Origin of the sequence: Maritimibacter alkaliphilus HTCC2654, from assembly GCF_000152805.1 — a bacterium.
In the GTDB taxonomy this organism is placed as follows: Bacteria; Pseudomonadota; Alphaproteobacteria; order Rhodobacterales; family Rhodobacteraceae; genus Maritimibacter; species Maritimibacter alkaliphilus.
On the sequence record NZ_CH902578.1, the window covers coordinates 206,916 to 222,961 of the forward strand.

Below are 16,046 nucleotides of genomic sequence, written 5' to 3' on the forward strand. Positions count from 1 at the left end.
GTCGCGCCCTACGCCGGTTTGACCAACCCGTCGAGCCGCGCCTTGGCTGCCGCGAACTCCCGCTCCAGACGTGCGACGACCTGGGCTGCGGGCGGCACGTCGCGGATGGCGCCGATCCCCTGACCGGCCCCCCAGATATCGCGCCAGGCCTTTGATTTCTCGCCTGCCGCGACCTTTGAGACATCGCCTTTCTCGCCGCCAAGCGCCGCCGGGTCCATCCCCGCCGCCGTGATCGACGGGATCAGGTAGTTGCCGTTCACCCCGGTGAAGTGGTCGGTGTAAAGAATGTCTTCGGCCCCGCTGTCGCAGATCATCTGCTTGTAGCCGTCCGGGGCGTTTGCCTCTTCGGTCGCGATGAACATGGAGCCCGCGTATCCGCCGTCCGCCCCCATCGCGAGGGCTGCGAGCACGGCGTCGCCGGTCGCCTGTGCACCCGACAGAAAAAGCGGCCCGTCGAACCATTCGCGGATTTCCTGCACCAGCGCGAAGGGCGACCATGTGCCCGCATGACCCCCTGCGCCCGCCGCCACGGCGATCAGGCCGTCGGCCCCTTTCTCGATCGCCTTGTGGGCGAATTTCACGTTGATGACGTCGTGCAGCACGACCGCGCCGACCGAATGCGCGGCTTCGTTGATCTCGGGCCGGGCGCCGAGCGAGGTGATCCAGATCGGCACCTCGTGCTTCATCAGGATCTCCACGTCCCGTTGCAGCCGCTCGTTCGTCCGATGCGCGATCAGGTTCACGCCGAAGGGGGCCGAAGGCTTGTCGGGGTGGGCCGCGTCGTACTCGGCCAGTTCCGTCTTGATCCGCGTGAGCCATTCCTCGAGCTGGATCGGCTCGCCGTCCTTTTCACGGGCATTGAGCGCCGGAAAGGTGCCGACGATCCCCGCCTTGCACTGGGCGATGACCAGTTCGGGGCCGGAACAGATGAACATGGGCGCGCCGATCAGGGGCAGGCGCATCGTGTCGAAGATCGCGGGAAGGGTCATGTCAGGTGCCTGTGAAGTTCGGTTTGCGTTTCTCGAAGAATGCCGCGACGCCCTCGCGCGTGTCGGCGGCGGCGGCGAGGGCCGTCTGCTCGGTCGCCTCGGCCCCGATGGCGTCGGCATAGGACATGCCGTCCATCGCCCTGAGCAGCCGTTTCGCAGCGGCGGTGGCCAGCGGCGGACCGGCGGCGATCCGGGTGGCGAGCGCGGTCGTTTCAGCGGCCAGGTCGTCGTCCGGGTGCACCGCGTTGGCGAGGCCCAGTTCGACCGCTTCCGTCGCGGGGATCTTGCGCCCCTCGAGGATCGCCTGAAGCGCACGCTTGTAGCCAAGGCCCCGGTGCAAAAGCCACGTATTGCCGCCATCCGGGATCAGGTTGATCGCGGCGAAGGCCATGTAGATGTTGGCGCTTTCCGCCATCACCATCATGTCGCAGTTCATCGCGACCGCCGCGCCGATGCCCGCCGCCGAGCCGTGGACCTGCGAAATCCAGATCTTTGGCGAGGTGGCGATCATGGCGAGGATCGGACGATATTCCTGTTCGAGGAACATGCCGGTGTGGCGCGACAGCCCTTCTTTCAGGTCGGTGCCGGAGCAAAAGCCGCGCCCGTTGCCCGACACGATGATCGCGCGCACCGCGTCGTCCTCGTGCACCTTCAGGATCGCCTCGCGAAAGCCCGCGCGTAGGCCGGGGTCCATCGCGTTGAACGCATCGGGGCGGTTGAACGTGATCCGGGCAATCGGCCCGTCGGTTTCATACAGGATCGGTTCGGTCATCTGGTCCTCTCAGGTCAGCACGCCGGCGTCGCGCAGGCGCGCGATTTCGGCGTCGTCATAGCCCAGCCCGCGCAACACCGCGACGGTGTCCGAGCCGGGGGCCGGGGGCGCGGCCACGTTGTCGGGCGTCGAGCGGCTGAAGCGTGGGGCGGGCGCCGCCTGCGTCACGCCGCCGACTTCGGTGAAGGTGCCGCGCGCGGCCATGTGGGGATGCGTCGGGGCCTCGGACCACGTCATCACGGGTGTCACGCAGGCGTCGGAGCCGTCGAAGATCGCGGCCCATTCGTCGCGCGTTTTCTGCTTGAACACCCCGGCATAGGCGTCGCGCCGGTCGGGCCAGTCTTTGGCCGACATCTGCGTGGCGAGGTGATCCTCGGGCAACCCTGCGAGCCTGACCAGCTCTGCATGGAACTGAGGTTCGAGCGGCCCGACGGCCATGAACTTGCCGTCCGCGCATTCATAGGTCCGGTAGAACGGCGCGCCGCCGTCCAGAAGGTTGGCCTGTCGGTCCTCGCTCCAGTGACCGCGCGCGATGAACGTGTGGATCAACGCCATCATCGCGCTCGCCCCGTCGACCATCGCGGCGTCCACCACCTGACCCTCGCCGGAGGTCTGACGTTCGTAAAGCGCGGCCATGATCCCGAACAGAAGGAACATGGTCCCTCCGCCGTAATCCGCCCCGATGTTGAGGGGCGGGGGCGGGCTGCGGTCGGCCTCGCCGGTCGCGTGCAGGAAGCCGGTCAGGCCAAGATAGTTGATGTCGTGGCCCGCCGTCATCGCGAGCGGGCCGTCCTGACCCCAGCCGGTCATGCGGGCAAAGACGAGCTTGGGGTTCACCGCGTGACATGCTTCGGGCCCCAGTCCCATGCGCTCCATCACGCCGGGGCGGAAGCCTTCGATGAGCACGTCCGCCGCTTCGATGAGCGCAAGCGCCGCCGCCACGCCTTCGGGCGATTTGAGGTTCAGCGCGACCGAGCGTTTGCCCCGGTTGTTGATGTCGGTCTTGTCGACGGGGCCGGATTTGCGGGTGACGAGCACCACCTCCGCGCCAAGGTCGGCAAGGAACTGGCCCGCCAGCGGGGCGGGGCCAAGCCCTTGCATTTCGACGACGCTCAGACCTTTGAGGGGTCCGCTCATGCCGCCTTGGCCTCGGTCTCGCGCAGGCGGTCGTACATGGCATCGGGCACGGCGAAGCGGTCGCCGTATTTGTCGGCGAGTTCTTTGGCCCGCGCCTTGAACCTGTCGATGCCCTCACCCTTGATGAACTGGATCGCGCCGCCCGTATGGTGCGGAAAACCGATGGCCATGATCCCGCCGAGGTTCGCCTCGACTTCGGTCATCAGCACGCCTTCGTCGAGGCAGCGCAGGGTTTCGATCGCCTGACGGTAAAGGATGCGGTCGATGGCGTCCTCGACGGAGATGTCGGCGTTGCCCTTGGCGAACTGGCCCAGACCGTCCCACAACGTGCGGTTGCCCTCACCGTCGTAGTCGTAGAACCCGCCGCCGTACTGACGCCCGCCGCGCCCCATTTCGATCATCGGATCGGTGACGGCGGTGGTGGCGGTGTTGTGGTGGCCAAAGTTGCTTTCGACCCCCAGCCGCTTGTCCAGCGCCTCATGCGTCTTGCGGACTTTCTGGCTGAGGATCAGCGACACCTCGTCGAACACCTGAAGCGGGCCGACCGGCATCCCGGCAAGCCATGCGGCACGTTCGATGGCGGACGGTTTCATCCCGTCCACGAGGAGCTGGCAGCCCTCGTCCATGAAGGTGCCGAACACGCGGGAAGTGAAGAACCCGCGGCTGTCGTTCACGACGATGGGCATGTAGCCGATCTGCTGGACGTAGTCATAGGCCTTGCGCAGCGTGTCCTGCGAGGTTTTCTCGCCCATGATAATCTCGACCACCTTCATCTTGTCGACGGGCGAGAAGAAGTGGAGGCCGATGAACCGCTCGGGCTCGGGGCAGCTTTCTGCGAGGATCGAGATCGGCAGGGTCGAAGTGTTCGAGCCGTAGATCCCGTCCTCCGACAGCATCGGCCAGGTATCCGCGATCACCTTGTCCTTGAGGTCGATGTCCTCGAACACGGCTTCGATGATGATGTCCACGCTGCCGGGGGCGGCGTTTTCCGTCGCGGGTTCGATTTGTGAAAGAAGCGCGTTTTTTGCGTCTTCGTCCATACGCCCGCGTCCGATTGCCTTGTCGCAGAGCTTTTCGGAGTAGCCCTTGCCCTTTTCGGCATTGGCCATTTCGGTGTCCTTGAGGCGCGTTTTCAGCCCGCGTTTCGCGTGGGCATAGGCGATGCCGGACCCCATCATGCCCGCGCCCAATACGGCGGCGGATGTCGCTTTCCAACGATCCCCTTCGGGGCGGACCTTGCCCGACTTGATCGCGTTCATACCGAAGAAGAAGGTGCTGATCGCCGCTTTGGATTCTTTCGACGCCATCAGCCCGATGAACCGCCGCGTCTCCATCCGAAGCGCCGCGTCGAAGTTCATCTTCATCGAGGTCACGGCCACGTCGAGGATCTTTTCAGGCGCCGGCAGCAGCCCGCGTGTCTTTTGATACAGCATGGCCGACGCGCCGATCATGGTCTGCCGGATGCGCGGGTGCAGCGCGTCGCCGCCGGGATAGCGAAAGCCCTTTTGGTCCCACGGCTGCGTATGTGCGTCGGGATTGGCCTTGATCCACGCCTTGGCAGCCGGGATCAAGTCGTCACGGGTCGCGACGATTTCATCCACCATGCCGATCTTGAGCGCCTCTTGCGGTTTGACCTGACGGCCCTCCAGCAGCAGCGGCAGAGCGGTTTCCAGCCCCAGCTTGGCGGTCATGCGGACGACGCCGCCCGCGCCGGGCAGGAGGCCAAGGGTCACTTCGGGCAGACCGACGATGGCCTTGGGGTCGTCCACCACGACGCGGTGATTGCACGACAGGCACAGCTCATACCCGCCGCCAAGCGCGGCCCCGTTGATCGCGGCCACGACCGGGACCGGAAGCTTTTCAAGCCGCCGATACGTGGCCTTGGAGTTCTCGATCAACTCGAATTCACGCTGGCCCGCTTCCATCGTCGCCAGAATGTCCTTGAGGTCGCCGCCCGCGAAGAAGGTGGATTTGGCGCTGGCAAAAACCACGCCGGTCAGACCCTCTTCGGCCTCCAGCTTGTCGCAGAGGTCGCGCATCCCCGGCTCGAACCGCGCGTTCATCGTGTTCGCGCCCTGACCCTGCATGTCCATGGTCACGGTGACGATACCGTCGGCGTCTTTTTCGTAGATGAAATCTTCCATGTCTTTCCCCCTCAGAGCCGTTCGATGATGGACGCGATGCCCATGCCGCCGCCCACGCACATGGTGATGAGCGCGCGCTTCAGGTTCCGCCGTTCCAGCTCGTCCAGCATGGTCGAGACCAGACAGCCGCCGGTCGCGCCAAGCGGGTGACCCATGGCGATGGCACCGCCCACGACGTTCAGCTTTTCGTCCGGCACATCGAGGTCGCGTTGCAGGCGCAGGGCGACCGAGGCGAAGGCTTCGTTGATCTCGACAAGGTCGATGTCGTCCATTGTCAGCCCCGCCTTGGCGAGCGCCTTTTTCGACGCGGGGCCGGGGCCGGTCAGCATGATCGTCGGGTCGGTGGCGGTGAGGGCGATGGCCAGCACGCGGCCGCGCGGGTCCAGCCCGATGTCCTTGCCGATCTTCTCGTTCCCGACCATGACGAGCGAGGCCCCGTCCACGATGCCCGACGAGTTGCCGGGGGTGTGGACGTGGTTGATACGCTCGACCTCGGGGTATTTCGACAGCGCCACGGCGTCGAAGCCCATCTTGCCCGGCCCCTCGAACGAGGCGCGCAGGCTGCCCAGCTTCTGCATGTCGGTGTCGGGTTTGATGAAATCGTCCTTTTCAAGCACGATCAGCCCGTTCTCGTCGCGCACCGGCACGACCGAGCGGTCGAACCAGCCGCTGTCGCGGGCGTGCGCCGCGCGCTTCTGGCTTTCCAGCGCGAAGGCGTCCACGTCGTCGCGGCTCCACCCTTCGATGGTGGCGATCAGGTCGGCCCCGATGCCCTGCGGCACGAACCCGGTGTCGAGCGCGGTTTCGGGGTCTTCGGCAAACGGGCCGCCGTCTGCCCCCATCGGCACGCGGGACATCGATTCGAACCCGCCCGCGCAGACCAGGTCTTCCCAGCCCGAAGCGACTTTCGCCGCCGCCGTGTTGAACGTGTCCAAACCGCTCGCACAGAAACGGTTGAGCTGCGCGCCCGGAACTTTCTCGTCCCAGCCCGCCTTTTGCAGCGCGATCTTGGGCAGCACCGCGCCCTGTTCCATGACCGGGGCCACGCAGCCCAGCATCACGTCGTCCACCAGCCCGGTGTCGAAGTCGTGGCGCGCCGTCATCTCGTTCAGAAGCGTGGTGACGAGGTGAATGGGCTTCACCTCATGCAAAGTGCCGTCCGCCTTGCCCTTGGAGCGCGGCGTGCGAATCGCATCGTAGATATAGGCCGTTTCAGCCATAGGTCTCTCCTCCCAGTATCCCGCCCGGTTCAGGCCGCGTCGAACACGGCCAGTCGGGGCAGGGGGTCCAGTTCCGTTTGAGTGATGTCTCTTGCTTCGGCCCGGTCAATACCGACGCCACGTAGAATGACCTCGGCCGTGTCGGAACCGGCCTGTCGCCAGGTCCGCCGCCCGTCGAGGACAAGGCTCATCGCGCCGAATGTCGCGCCCCCCGCCGTGGCGGTGATCGAGGCGACCTGATCGCGGTGAAAGGTGAATCGGCCCGAAATCAGGCCGCGCCGCAACTCTTCGGCGGGCATTTCGGCCCAGAAGCTGCCAAGGCTCGGCTCCATCATCGCGTAGCGCGCGATGAAGCGGCCCCAATGCGGGTCGTCGTGGACCCGCCGCACGCAAAGGCGAATCGAGGCCGACACTTTCTCGGCCGGGTCGTCCATGTGGTCTGTCGCGGCCTTGATCGAGTCGCGGAATTCGGCGGCCACGGTTTCACACACCGATGTGAACAGGCTCTGCGGGTCATCGAGGTTATTGTAGATCGTACCGCGCGACAGACCTGCTTCGCGGGCCAGATCGCTCACGGCCACGGTGGTCCCGCCTTCCACGGCGAAGATCCGCATGGCGGCCTGATGAATGCGCAGCGTGGCGGTGTTCATTTTTCCGGCGGTCCCTCGAAAAACGTTGTTGACTGAAATTGAACACGAGTGTTTAAATCGTGTCAACAGCGTTCATTGCCGATGGGAGGAGACGGCCATGAAGGACTGCATGAGGGGCGCGATTGCGTCCGGGCTTCGCTGATGGAGCTTTTGCAGCTTATTATCGGAGGGTTGGCAAACGGCTGTATCTACGGCCTCGTCGCCCTCGGTTTCGTGCTCATCTACAAGGCCAGCGAAGGCGTGAACTTCGCCCAAGGCGACATGATGATGCTGGGCGCCTTCGTGGCGCTGGGGTTTGGCAATTCGGATCAGATGGGGCTGCCCTTCGGGGTCGCCATGATCCTGGCCATGGTCGTCATGTTCGGCGTCGGCTACGGGGTCGAGCGGGTGGTGGTGCGGCGCATCTTCGGGCAGCCGCAATTCGCGCTCGTCATCCTGACCATCGCCATGGGCTTCGTGTTCCGCTTCGTCGCCGGGTCGATCTGGGGGTATTCACCGCTGGTGTTGGAAACACCCTTCGCGGGGCGCAACCTTTACCCCGGCGGGATCGTCGTGGGCCTTGCCGACCTCGTGACCATCGGCGTGACCATCGCGCTGACGCTCGCGCTCTGGGCGTTCTTCGCGTTCACCAAGATCGGGTTGGCGGCCCAAGCGGCGAGCCAGAACCAGATGGCGGCCTATATCGTCGGCGTGCCGGTGATGCGGGTGAACAGCCTGATCTGGGGTCTGTCGGGGGTCGTCGCGACCGTGGCGGGCGTGCTTTACGCCACCAAGGGCGCGATCGACCCGAACATCGGGCTTTTGGGCATCAAAGCTTTCGCGGCGGCGGTCATCGGCGGCCTCGGCTCATTGCCCGGCGCGCTTCTGGGCGGTCTCATCATCGGGGTCGTCGAACCCATCGCGGGCCGCTATGCGCCCGGTGAACTGGCCAAGATGTCGCCCTACATCATCATGCTCGTCGTGCTGGTCACGCGCCCCGGCGGGCTGTTCGCGCAGATCCAGATGAAGAAGGTCTGATCCATGCGCATCGTGTTCAAGAAAAGCTACGACCGCGACATCGACCTGCACGAACATGGCTGGAGCCGCGCCAAGATCGCGGTTCTGGCGGGGATCATGATCGTGCTGCCGTTCCTCGTGGGCGAATACTACCTCGCCGAAGCGACCAACACCCTGATCTGGGCGCTGGCGGGCATGGGCCTGATGGTCGCCGTGGGACATACCGGACAGGTGAGCCTCGGCCACGCCGCGTTCCTTGCCATCGGGGCCTATGCCGACTCGGCGCTGATGAACGCGGGCCTGCCGTTTCTGCTGAGTTTCCCGATTGCGGGCCTTATCACCGGTATCTTCGGTGCGATCATCGCCATTCCGGCGGTGCGCATGTCGGGCATCTATCTTGCCATCGCCACGCTCGCGGTTTTCGTGATCGTCGAAGAGATGGTCATCATGCTGGAGCCGATCACCGGCGGCGTCGGCGGGATCATGGCGCCCTCCATCCAGATTTTCGGGATCAGTTTTGACCGCTACGGCGCGCTTCAGAACTTCTACTGGTTGATCCTCGGTGTCGTCGCGCTGGTCGCTTGGGGGTATGCGAACCTCATGCGCAGCCCGACCGGCCGATCCTTCCTTGCCGTGAGGGACAGCGAAGTCAGCGCGCGGGCGCTGGGGATCAACGTCACGCGGACCAAGTCGCTGGCCTTCGGCCTGTCGACCGGCGTGACGGGTTTGGCGGGTGCGCTGATGGGGCACTACATCGGGTTCTATAACTACGAGCTTTTCTCGATCTTCATCTCGATCAACCTGCTGCTCGTCGTGACCATCGGGGGGCTCGGCTTCATCCAGGGGGCGTTCCTGGGCGCGATCCTCATCACCGCCGTCCCACAGGCCATCGCCATCGCGCGCGACGGGTTGAACGCGAATTTCGGCATCGACCTCGGGTCGGTTCCCGGCCTCGACACGATGATCTTCGCGGTGATCCTGATCCTGTTCATCATCTTCGAGCCGACCGGGCTTTATGGCCGCTGGCTCAAGATCCGGGTCTGGTTCGAGATTTTCCCACTCGCCCGGCGCGACATGTTCCGCCGCCAGAAGAGCTATCTGAAAACGGAGCGGATGAAATGAGCCTGCTCGACGTCAACGATCTGGCCGTTCACTTCGGCGGTGTGAAGGCGGTGGACGGCGTGTCCTTTTCGGTCGATCCCGGCGAGGTCTTCGCGATCATCGGCCCGAACGGGGCAGGGAAGTCCACGATCTTCAACCTGATCTCGCGCATCTACGAACCCACGCGCGGCACTATCCGCTTCGACGGGCAGGACATCACCGGGCTCAAGGCGCATGATATCGCGCAGCTTGGCATCGCGCGCACGTTCCAGAACATCGAGTTGTTCGATCACTCGACGGTGCTGGCGAACCTGCTCATGGGCCGGCACACGCACAAGTCGACCAACTTCGTGCAGGACATCCTGTTTCTGCCCAAGGTCCGGCGCGAGGAGCGTGAGCATCGTCACCGGGTCGAGGAGGTGATCGAGTTTCTCGAACTCGAAGCCTACCGGAACAAGATGATCGCAGGTCTTCCTTACGGCGTGCGCAAGGTGGTCGAGATCGGGCGCGCACTGGCCTTGGGGCCGAAGCTGATCCTGCTGGATGAGCCTGCAAGCGGATTGTCGGTCGAGGAAACGCAGGACGTGGCATATTGGATCGAGGACATGCGCCGGGACATGGGGCTGACGGTTCTGATGGTCGAGCACGACATGAGCCTCGTCAATCAGGTGTCCGACCGGGTGCTGGCCGTGGCCAACGGCAAACCATTGGCGATGGGCACGCCGCAGGAGGTGCAGGCGCACCCGGACGTGCAGGCGGCCTATCTGGGAACCGCTGTGGGGGATGCGGCATGACGGGTATCCAGTTCGATAAGGGACGCGCCCGACCCGTGGGTGGGCGCTTTGCCCCGATTGTGGTCGGCGCTTTATCTCAAAAGCTCCTGACGATGGTTGTGCGGCATCCAACTTTGCCATGCGCCCGCCCGGGGGGCGGGTCGGGCGCGGCCCGGGCTGGTCGCCCGGGCCAGCAAACGGTGCGGATCGCGCCCAATAAGGGGGATGCGGCATGACCGTCCTGTCCGTCCGCAACCTCGAGACCTTCTACGGCGCGATCATGGCCCTGCGCGGGGTCTCCATCGACGTCGAGCAGGGCGAGATCGTCACCATCCTCGGCGCCAACGGAGCCGGGAAAACCACGCTGATGAAGACCATCGCGGGTCTGATGGACCCCGAAAAAGGTCAGATCACCTTCATGGGCGACGCCATCGCCGGGCTCGACCCCGACCGCGTGGTGTCCAAGGGCATCAGCCTCGTCCCCGAGGGGCGCGAGGTGTTCCCCTATCTCTCCATCGAAGAGAACTTGAAACTCGGCGCGTTCACCCGCCGGGGCGACCTGTCGAACGATCTCGACCTCGTCTACACCTATTTCCCAATCCTCAAAGAGCGCAGGCGTCAAGCCGCGGGGTTCCTGTCGGGCGGGCAGCAACAGATGCTCGCCATCGGGCGGGGCCTGATGGCCGAACCCAAGCTCATGATGCTGGACGAGCCGTCGCTTGGCCTCTCGCCGCTTCTGACGCAGGAGATTTTCGGGATCATCGCGCGGCTCAATGCCGAGGAGGGCGTGACCATGCTCCTCGTCGAACAGAACGCGCATATCGCACTGGAAACCGCGCATCGGGGCTATGTCCTGGAGATGGGTCGGATCGTGATGACCGGGCCGTGCGAACAGCTCAAGGCCTCGGACGACATTCAGGAATTCTACCTCGGGCGCACCGAGGAAACCGAGCGCGGGCAGAAACGCTGGAAGAGGCGCAAGACATGGAGATGAGCCGGATCAAGACGGGCGACCCCATCGCATTCGAGGGCTTCGACACCATCGTCAAGCTCTGGGCGGACCGCTGCGCGAAGTATGGCGACCGGACCTGCCACCGCGAGAAAGAACTGGGCATCTGGAAAAGCTATTCGTGGCGCGACTATTACGAGACCACGAAGAAGATCGGCCTCGCGCTGATGGACCTTGGCGTGCAGAAGGGCGAGCCGGTGCTGATCTTGGCTGAGGACCGGCGCGAATGGATTTACTGCGACCTTGCGGCGGCTTCGATCGGCGCGATCCCGGCGGGCGTCTACACCACCGACAGCGCGGGCCAGCTTGCCTATCTCGCCAATGACAGCGGGGCGCGGGTGCTGTTTGTCGAGAACGACGAGCAACTCGACAAATGGCTTCAGGCGCGCGGCGACATGCCGGGGATCGAGCATGTCATCGTGTTCGACCGCGAGGGGCTTGCGACGTTCCGAAACGACAAGGTCATGTTCCTCGACGAATTGATCGAGATGGGGGGCAAGGCCGCCGACCCGAACCGGTTCGAGACGGCACTCGACGCGGTGAAGCCCGAAGACCCCCGGATGCTGATCTATACCTCGGGCACCACCGGGCCGCCCAAGGGCGCGATCTTGACGCATCGCAACATGGTCTATCAGCTTGTGGCGGGCGAGCAGATGCTCGACTTTCACGAGACCGACAATCAGCTTTGCTTCCTGCCGCTCTGTCACGTGCTCGAACGGCTCGTCTCGGTCGACGCGCCCATCGCCAACGGCTGCACGGTGAATTTCGCGGAAAGCCCGGAAACCGTGTTCGAGAACTTGCAGGAGGTCGCGCCAGACACTTTCGCGGGCGTGCCGCGCATCTGGGAAAAGATCTATTCCCGCGTGACCATCATGCGCTCGGAAGCCGGACCCATAGGCGCACGCGCCTTCGACGCCGCGATGGCCATCGGGCACCGCTATTCGAAGGCGGACAAGCCCGGTGTCGGGCTGAAAGTGGCGCATTGGCTGGCACAGGTCACTGTGCTCAGGAACCTGCGCCGGATGTTGGGGCTGGGCAACGCCCGGCGCGTGACCTCGGGTGCTGCGCCCATTTCGCCCGATCTGATCGACTGGTTCTGGGCGCTGGGCGTGCCGCTGGTCGAAGGCTTCGGCATGACCGAGACGGGGGGCGTCGCGACCGTGAACACGGTGGACGACAACACCATCGGCACGGTGGGCAAACCGCTCCCCGGTGTCGAGCTTCGCTTGGCCGACACGGGCGAATTGCTGGTGGGTGGGCCGTGCGTGTTCGGGGGCTACTGGAAGAAGCCGGAAAAGACCGCCGAGACCATCGACGATGACGGCTGGCTGCATACGGGCGACATCGGGCGGATTGGCAATGACGTCACGCTCACCATCACGGGCCGGATGAAGGACATCATCATCACGGCGGGGGGCAAGAACATCACGCCCGCTGAGATCGAGTCGAAGCTGAAGTTCAGCCCCTACATTTCGGACGCCGTGGTGATCGGGGATCGGCGCAAATACCTGACCTGCCTCATCATGATCGATCAGGAGAATGTCGAGAAATTCGCGCAGGACCGCCAGATCCCGTTCTCGGACTTCGCCTCGCTCACCCGCGCGCAGGAGGTGCGCGATCTGATCGGGCAGGTGGTGGCGGACACCAACAAGCAGTTCGCACAGGTCGAACAAATCAAGGATTTCCGACTGATCGACATCCTTCTGACGGCGGAGGACGAGGAATTGACGCCGACGATGAAGCTCAAGCGGAATTTCGTCAACGAACGCCACGCGGCGCTCATTGACCAGATGTACTGAAGACAACAGTTCAAACAGGGAGGAAAGACATGAATAAAGTCAAAGCCTTGGCAGCCGTCGCTGCCATGACGGTGCCGGGGGCCGCATTTGCGCAGACCGCCGGTGTGACCGACGACGAGATCAAGATCGGCGGGGCGCACGACCTGTCGGGCATCTTCGCGCCGTTCTCGGTTCCGGCCGTGACCGCCGCCAACCTCGTGTTCGAGGAAGTGAACGCGAACGGCGGCATCCACGGGCGCAAGATCACCTATATCGTCGAGGATCACGGCTATCAGGTGCCCAAGGCCGCGCAGGCCGCCAACAAGCTCATCAACCGTGACGAAGTGTTCGCGATGCTCCTGAACCTCGGGACGCCGCACAACCTCGCCATGTTCCAGCTGATGGAGCCGAAGGGCATTCCGAACGTCTCGCCCATCACGGCCGCGCGCCAGATGATCGAGCCGCCCGCGCCGTGGAAATTCGCCGGCACCTCGTCCTACTACGACGCGATCAAGGCGACGGCGGAATACATGGTGGCCGAAGAGGGCGCCTCGAAGTTCTGCCTGATGATCCTGCCCACCGACTTCGGCAAGGAAATCGAAGCGGCGGTGCATGAAATGGCCGAGGCCGGGACCATCGAAATGGGGGCCGAGATCGCCCACAAGCCCGATGAATCCGACTTCACCGGCGCGCTGGGCAAGGTCAAGGAATCGGGCTGCGACACGGTCGGCATGGCGCTGGGCGTGAGCCAGCAGATCAACGCGATCACCACGGCGAACAAGCTGGGCATGGACGTGCGCTTCATGCTGTCGGGCGCGGGCTTCCACACCGTCGTCGCCAAGGGCCTTGCCGCGCAGGGCGTCATGGGCGGCGTCTATGCCGGTGCGGGCTGGCAGGACCTCGAAGCACGGGCCGGGCAGCCGGAAGTGCAGGAGTGGATCGCCTCCTACAAGGAAGCGACCGGCGAAGACTTCCCCTCGACCGGGGCGCTGCTGGGCTATGGCGGGGCGACCACCATGGTCAAGGCGCTGGAAGCGGCCGGGCCGGACCTGACCCATGAAAGCTTCATCGCGGCGATGGAAAGCCTCGACTACGAAGACCCCATCGGGGGCAACCGGGTCGACTATTCCGCCGACGACCACGTGGGCGCCGACGAAGTCTTCGTGAGCCGCATCGAAAACGGCTCATGGGTTCTGGTTCAGACGCTCGAGTGATCTGACCCACGGCGGGGCGTCAGTCGCCCCGCCAACACATTGACCTTACAACCGAAAATCAACCAATCAGCCGGAGGGTCCGATGCTGAAACGCACGATCTATGACGAAGAGCACGAAATTTTCCGCAAGAGCGTTCGGGCCTGGGCCGAGAAAGAGGTCTTTCCGAACTCCGAGAAATGGCGCGAAGAGGGCTGCGTCAGCCGCGAGATCTGGAAGCGCGCGGGGGAAGAGGGCTTTCTGTGCATGTATGCCGACGAGAAATACGGCGGCCTCGGGCTTGAAGACTTCCGCTACGACATGATCCTGATCGAAGAGATCGGGACGCGCGAGGCGGGGTTCTTTCTTGGCCTGCACAACCGGATCGCCGGACCTTACATGCAGCACTACGCAAACGACGAACAGCGTGATCGCTACATGCCCGGCATCGTTTCCGGCGACACGATCCTCGCCATCGCCATGACCGAGCCGGGCACCGGGTCGGACCTTGCCGGGATCAAGACGCGCGCGGTCGAGATGGACGATCACTGGGTACTCAACGGGTCCAAGACCTATATTTCCAACGGTTTCCTCGCCGGGCTGGTCATCGTCGCCGCCAAGACCAACCCGGATGCGAGCCACGAGGTCGGCCTCTTCCTTGTCGAGGACGGGATGGAGGGCTTTTCACGGGGCCGGAACCTCAAGAAAATGGGGCTGGAAAGTCAGGACACGGCCGAGCTTTTCTTCGACGATGTCAAAGTGCCCAAGGCCAATGTGCTGGGCGACCCCAAGGGCGGCTTCAAGACGATGATGCTGAACCTTGCCGAGGAACGCCTGAACGGGGCCGTCGGCTTCGTCGCGCGTGCCGAGCGGGCGTTCGAGATCACGATGGAATTCATCATGGACCGCCGCGCTTTCGGCAAACCCATCGGCACCTTCCAGAACTCCCGCTTCAAGATGGCCTCGATGCGGACCGAGATCGACGCCGCGCAGGCATTGGTGGATCATTGCGTGCGCGAGCATCTGAAGGGCGAGTTGTCCGCCGAGATGGCCTCCGAAGCCAAGCTTTTCACCTCCGAGGTCGAGGGGCGCGTGGTGGACGAATGCGTCCAGCTTCACGGCGGCGCGGGGTATATGGAAGAGTATGAGATCAGCCGCCTGTATCGCGACGCCCGGATCAGCAGGATCTATGCTGGCACCTCGGAGATCATGCGCGAGATCATCGGGCGGGGACTGGGGCTGGACGACCGCAAGCGAAACTGAGGGCTTCGCCGCAGGCTTGCGCCCGCGCGGACCGGGTGGGGGAGGCCAGCCTTCCCCACACCCCGCTGCGGGGTGTTTTCGGTCCGAAGAAGGGGTCAGCGCCGGAGCGACAGGGCGACGCCGCCGATCACGAGGACGGTGGCCGCGAGATAAAGGGGCGTGAGGGGTTCGCCCAGAAACAGGATACCGCCCGCCATCGCGATGATCGGGACCGAGATTTGCGCGATGGCCGCCGTTGTGGTCGCCAGATGCGGCAGCACCGAATACCAGACGGCGTAGCCCAGACCGGAGGTGACGGCGCCCGATAGGATGGCGAGCCCGACGCCATAGTGGGTGACCAGCATGGTCTGGTCGAACAGAAGCGGGGCGAGGGCGAGGAGGATGCCCACCGGGGCGGCCAGCACGAAACTCGTCATCGTCGCGCCGAGCGCATCCGTCGCGCGCCGCCCGTTCAGGGTGTAGAACCCCCAGCCGATCCCGGCCACGACAAGCCCGGCGGCGGCAACGAGGGAAATGTCGATCGCGCCGGAAGGCCAGAGAACCAGCCCAAGCCCGAAGAGCGCAAGGGCCGCGCCGAGTTTGCGTCTGGTCGAGACCGCTTCGCCGCCCCGGATCGCGGCCGTGAAGAGCGTGATCTGCACGGTGCCGAACAGGATCAGGGTGCCGAGGCCCGCGTCGATGGACACGTAACCCAACGAGAAGCCGAAGACATAGGCGAGGAGCGCGGCGACCCCGACCCAGCGTCCGGTGCGGGTGAGCCGGACCCCGCCGCGCGTGACCGCCACGATCAGGGCCAGCATGACCGCGCCCGCAGCCAGCCGGATCGCCCCGAAGCTGAGCGCGTCGATGGACACGGCGGCCAGCGCCATACGGTTCAGGATGGAATTCGCCGCGAAAGCGATCATGGTGAGGGCGGTGGCAAGGAGAAGGCGCATGATCCGACAGGGACCCCGGCAAGCCGCCGCTGTCAATCGGACCTTTGCGCCCCTGTCGTTGCGTATGCAACGATTATTTGATAGGTGT

The 16,046-nt window shown here is 64.5% G+C and carries 14 protein-coding genes; 7 read left to right on the forward strand and 7 right to left on the reverse strand.

Annotated elements, in window-relative coordinates; all coding sequences use genetic code 11:
* Nucleotides 1-8: 8 nt before the first annotated feature.
* Genes RB2654_RS02120 through RB2654_RS02145 form a run of 6 tightly spaced genes read right to left on the reverse strand, consistent with a single transcriptional unit; the run spans nt 9 to nt 6,912 of the window.
* Nucleotides 9-989: an NAD(P)H-dependent flavin oxidoreductase gene (locus RB2654_RS02120; RefSeq protein WP_008328140.1), complete on the reverse strand. Its 981-nt coding sequence runs from the start codon at nt 987-989 to the stop codon at nt 9-11.
* Nucleotide 990: 1 nt separating this feature from the next.
* Nucleotides 991-1,761, reverse strand: a complete 771-nt coding sequence (locus RB2654_RS02125) for an enoyl-CoA hydratase/isomerase family protein (protein ID WP_008328142.1) — start codon at nt 1,759-1,761, stop codon at nt 991-993.
* A gap of 9 nt (nt 1,762-1,770) precedes the next feature.
* Entirely contained in the window at nt 1,771-2,898 is a 1,128-nt protein-coding gene (locus RB2654_RS02130) for a CaiB/BaiF CoA transferase family protein (RefSeq protein WP_008328144.1), read from the reverse strand.
* On the reverse strand, nt 2,895-5,042 hold the full coding sequence (locus RB2654_RS02135) for a 3-hydroxyacyl-CoA dehydrogenase NAD-binding domain-containing protein (RefSeq protein WP_008328145.1): 2,148 nt from the start codon (nt 5,040-5,042) through the stop codon (nt 2,895-2,897). The genes RB2654_RS02130 and RB2654_RS02135 overlap by 4 nt, the downstream gene beginning before the upstream one ends.
* Nucleotides 5,043-5,053: 11 nt before the next feature.
* Nucleotides 5,054-6,262, reverse strand: coding sequence for an acetyl-CoA C-acetyltransferase (locus tag RB2654_RS02140; protein ID WP_008328147.1), 1,209 nt, complete (start codon nt 6,260-6,262; stop codon nt 5,054-5,056).
* A 29-nt stretch (nt 6,263-6,291) separates the two neighbouring features.
* Entirely contained in the window at nt 6,292-6,912 is a 621-nt protein-coding gene (locus RB2654_RS02145) for a TetR/AcrR family transcriptional regulator (RefSeq protein ID WP_008328149.1), read from the reverse strand.
* Between the two features lie 141 nt (nt 6,913-7,053).
* On the opposite strand from RB2654_RS02145, the gene RB2654_RS02150 reads away from it, so the two are divergent.
* From RB2654_RS02150 to RB2654_RS02180, 7 genes are all read left to right on the forward strand, one after another.
* Entirely contained in the window at nt 7,054-7,929 is an 876-nt protein-coding gene (locus tag RB2654_RS02150; protein WP_040884292.1) for a branched-chain amino acid ABC transporter permease, read from the forward strand.
* Nucleotides 7,930-7,932: 3 nt separating this feature from the next.
* Nucleotides 7,933-9,030, forward strand: a complete 1,098-nt coding sequence (locus RB2654_RS02155) for a branched-chain amino acid ABC transporter permease (protein WP_008328153.1) — start codon at nt 7,933-7,935, stop codon at nt 9,028-9,030.
* On the forward strand, nt 9,027-9,803 hold the full coding sequence (locus RB2654_RS02160) for an ABC transporter ATP-binding protein (protein WP_008328155.1): 777 nt from the start codon (nt 9,027-9,029) through the stop codon (nt 9,801-9,803). Before RB2654_RS02155 ends, RB2654_RS02160 begins: the two co-directional genes overlap by 4 nt.
* 211 nt (nt 9,804-10,014) lie before the next feature.
* On the forward strand, nt 10,015-10,776 hold the full coding sequence (locus RB2654_RS02165; RefSeq protein ID WP_008328157.1) for an ABC transporter ATP-binding protein: 762 nt from the start codon (nt 10,015-10,017) through the stop codon (nt 10,774-10,776).
* A complete protein-coding gene (locus RB2654_RS02170) occupies nt 10,773-12,590 on the forward strand; it encodes an AMP-dependent synthetase/ligase (protein WP_008328159.1) in 1,818 nt (605 codons plus the stop codon). The genes RB2654_RS02165 and RB2654_RS02170 overlap by 4 nt, the downstream gene beginning before the upstream one ends.
* 29 nt (nt 12,591-12,619) lie before the next feature.
* Entirely contained in the window at nt 12,620-13,783 is a 1,164-nt protein-coding gene (locus RB2654_RS02175; protein ID WP_008328161.1) for an ABC transporter substrate-binding protein, read from the forward strand.
* Nucleotides 13,784-13,865: 82 nt separating this feature from the next.
* Nucleotides 13,866-15,023, forward strand: a complete 1,158-nt coding sequence (locus RB2654_RS02180; RefSeq protein WP_008328163.1) for an acyl-CoA dehydrogenase family protein — start codon at nt 13,866-13,868, stop codon at nt 15,021-15,023.
* A gap of 95 nt (nt 15,024-15,118) precedes the next feature.
* On the opposite strand, the gene RB2654_RS02185 is transcribed toward RB2654_RS02180, so the two are convergent.
* Nucleotides 15,119-15,958 (reverse strand): DMT family transporter, encoded by an 840-nt coding sequence (locus tag RB2654_RS02185; protein WP_008328165.1) that lies wholly within the window; start codon nt 15,956-15,958, stop codon nt 15,119-15,121.
* Nucleotides 15,959-16,046: the final 88 nt, after the last annotated feature.

Excerpts from the sequence above, each read along its gene's own strand:
- RB2654_RS02120 (WP_008328140.1), bottom strand. The coding sequence starts at position 989 with ATGACCCTTCCCGCGATCTTCGACACGATGCGCCTGCCCCTGATCGGC.
- RB2654_RS02125 (WP_008328142.1), bottom strand. The coding sequence starts at position 1,761 with ATGACCGAACCGATCCTGTATGAAACCGACGGGCCGATTGCCCGGATC.
- RB2654_RS02130 (WP_008328144.1), bottom strand. The coding sequence starts at position 2,898 with ATGAGCGGACCCCTCAAAGGTCTGAGCGTCGTCGAAATGCAAGGGCTT.
- RB2654_RS02135 (WP_008328145.1), bottom strand. The coding sequence starts at position 5,042 with ATGGAAGATTTCATCTACGAAAAAGACGCCGACGGTATCGTCACCGTG.
- RB2654_RS02140 (WP_008328147.1), bottom strand. The coding sequence starts at position 6,262 with ATGGCTGAAACGGCCTATATCTACGATGCGATTCGCACGCCGCGCTCC.
- RB2654_RS02145 (WP_008328149.1), bottom strand. The coding sequence starts at position 6,912 with ATGAACACCGCCACGCTGCGCATTCATCAGGCCGCCATGCGGATCTTC.
- RB2654_RS02150 (WP_040884292.1), top strand. The coding sequence starts at position 7,054 with ATGGAGCTTTTGCAGCTTATTATCGGAGGGTTGGCAAACGGCTGTATC.
- RB2654_RS02155 (WP_008328153.1), top strand. The coding sequence starts at position 7,933 with ATGCGCATCGTGTTCAAGAAAAGCTACGACCGCGACATCGACCTGCAC.
- RB2654_RS02160 (WP_008328155.1), top strand. The coding sequence starts at position 9,027 with ATGAGCCTGCTCGACGTCAACGATCTGGCCGTTCACTTCGGCGGTGTG.
- RB2654_RS02165 (WP_008328157.1), top strand. The coding sequence starts at position 10,015 with ATGACCGTCCTGTCCGTCCGCAACCTCGAGACCTTCTACGGCGCGATC.
- RB2654_RS02170 (WP_008328159.1), top strand. The coding sequence starts at position 10,773 with ATGAGCCGGATCAAGACGGGCGACCCCATCGCATTCGAGGGCTTCGAC.
- RB2654_RS02175 (WP_008328161.1), top strand. The coding sequence starts at position 12,620 with ATGAATAAAGTCAAAGCCTTGGCAGCCGTCGCTGCCATGACGGTGCCG.
- RB2654_RS02180 (WP_008328163.1), top strand. The coding sequence starts at position 13,866 with ATGCTGAAACGCACGATCTATGACGAAGAGCACGAAATTTTCCGCAAG.
- RB2654_RS02185 (WP_008328165.1), bottom strand. The coding sequence starts at position 15,958 with ATGCGCCTTCTCCTTGCCACCGCCCTCACCATGATCGCTTTCGCGGCG.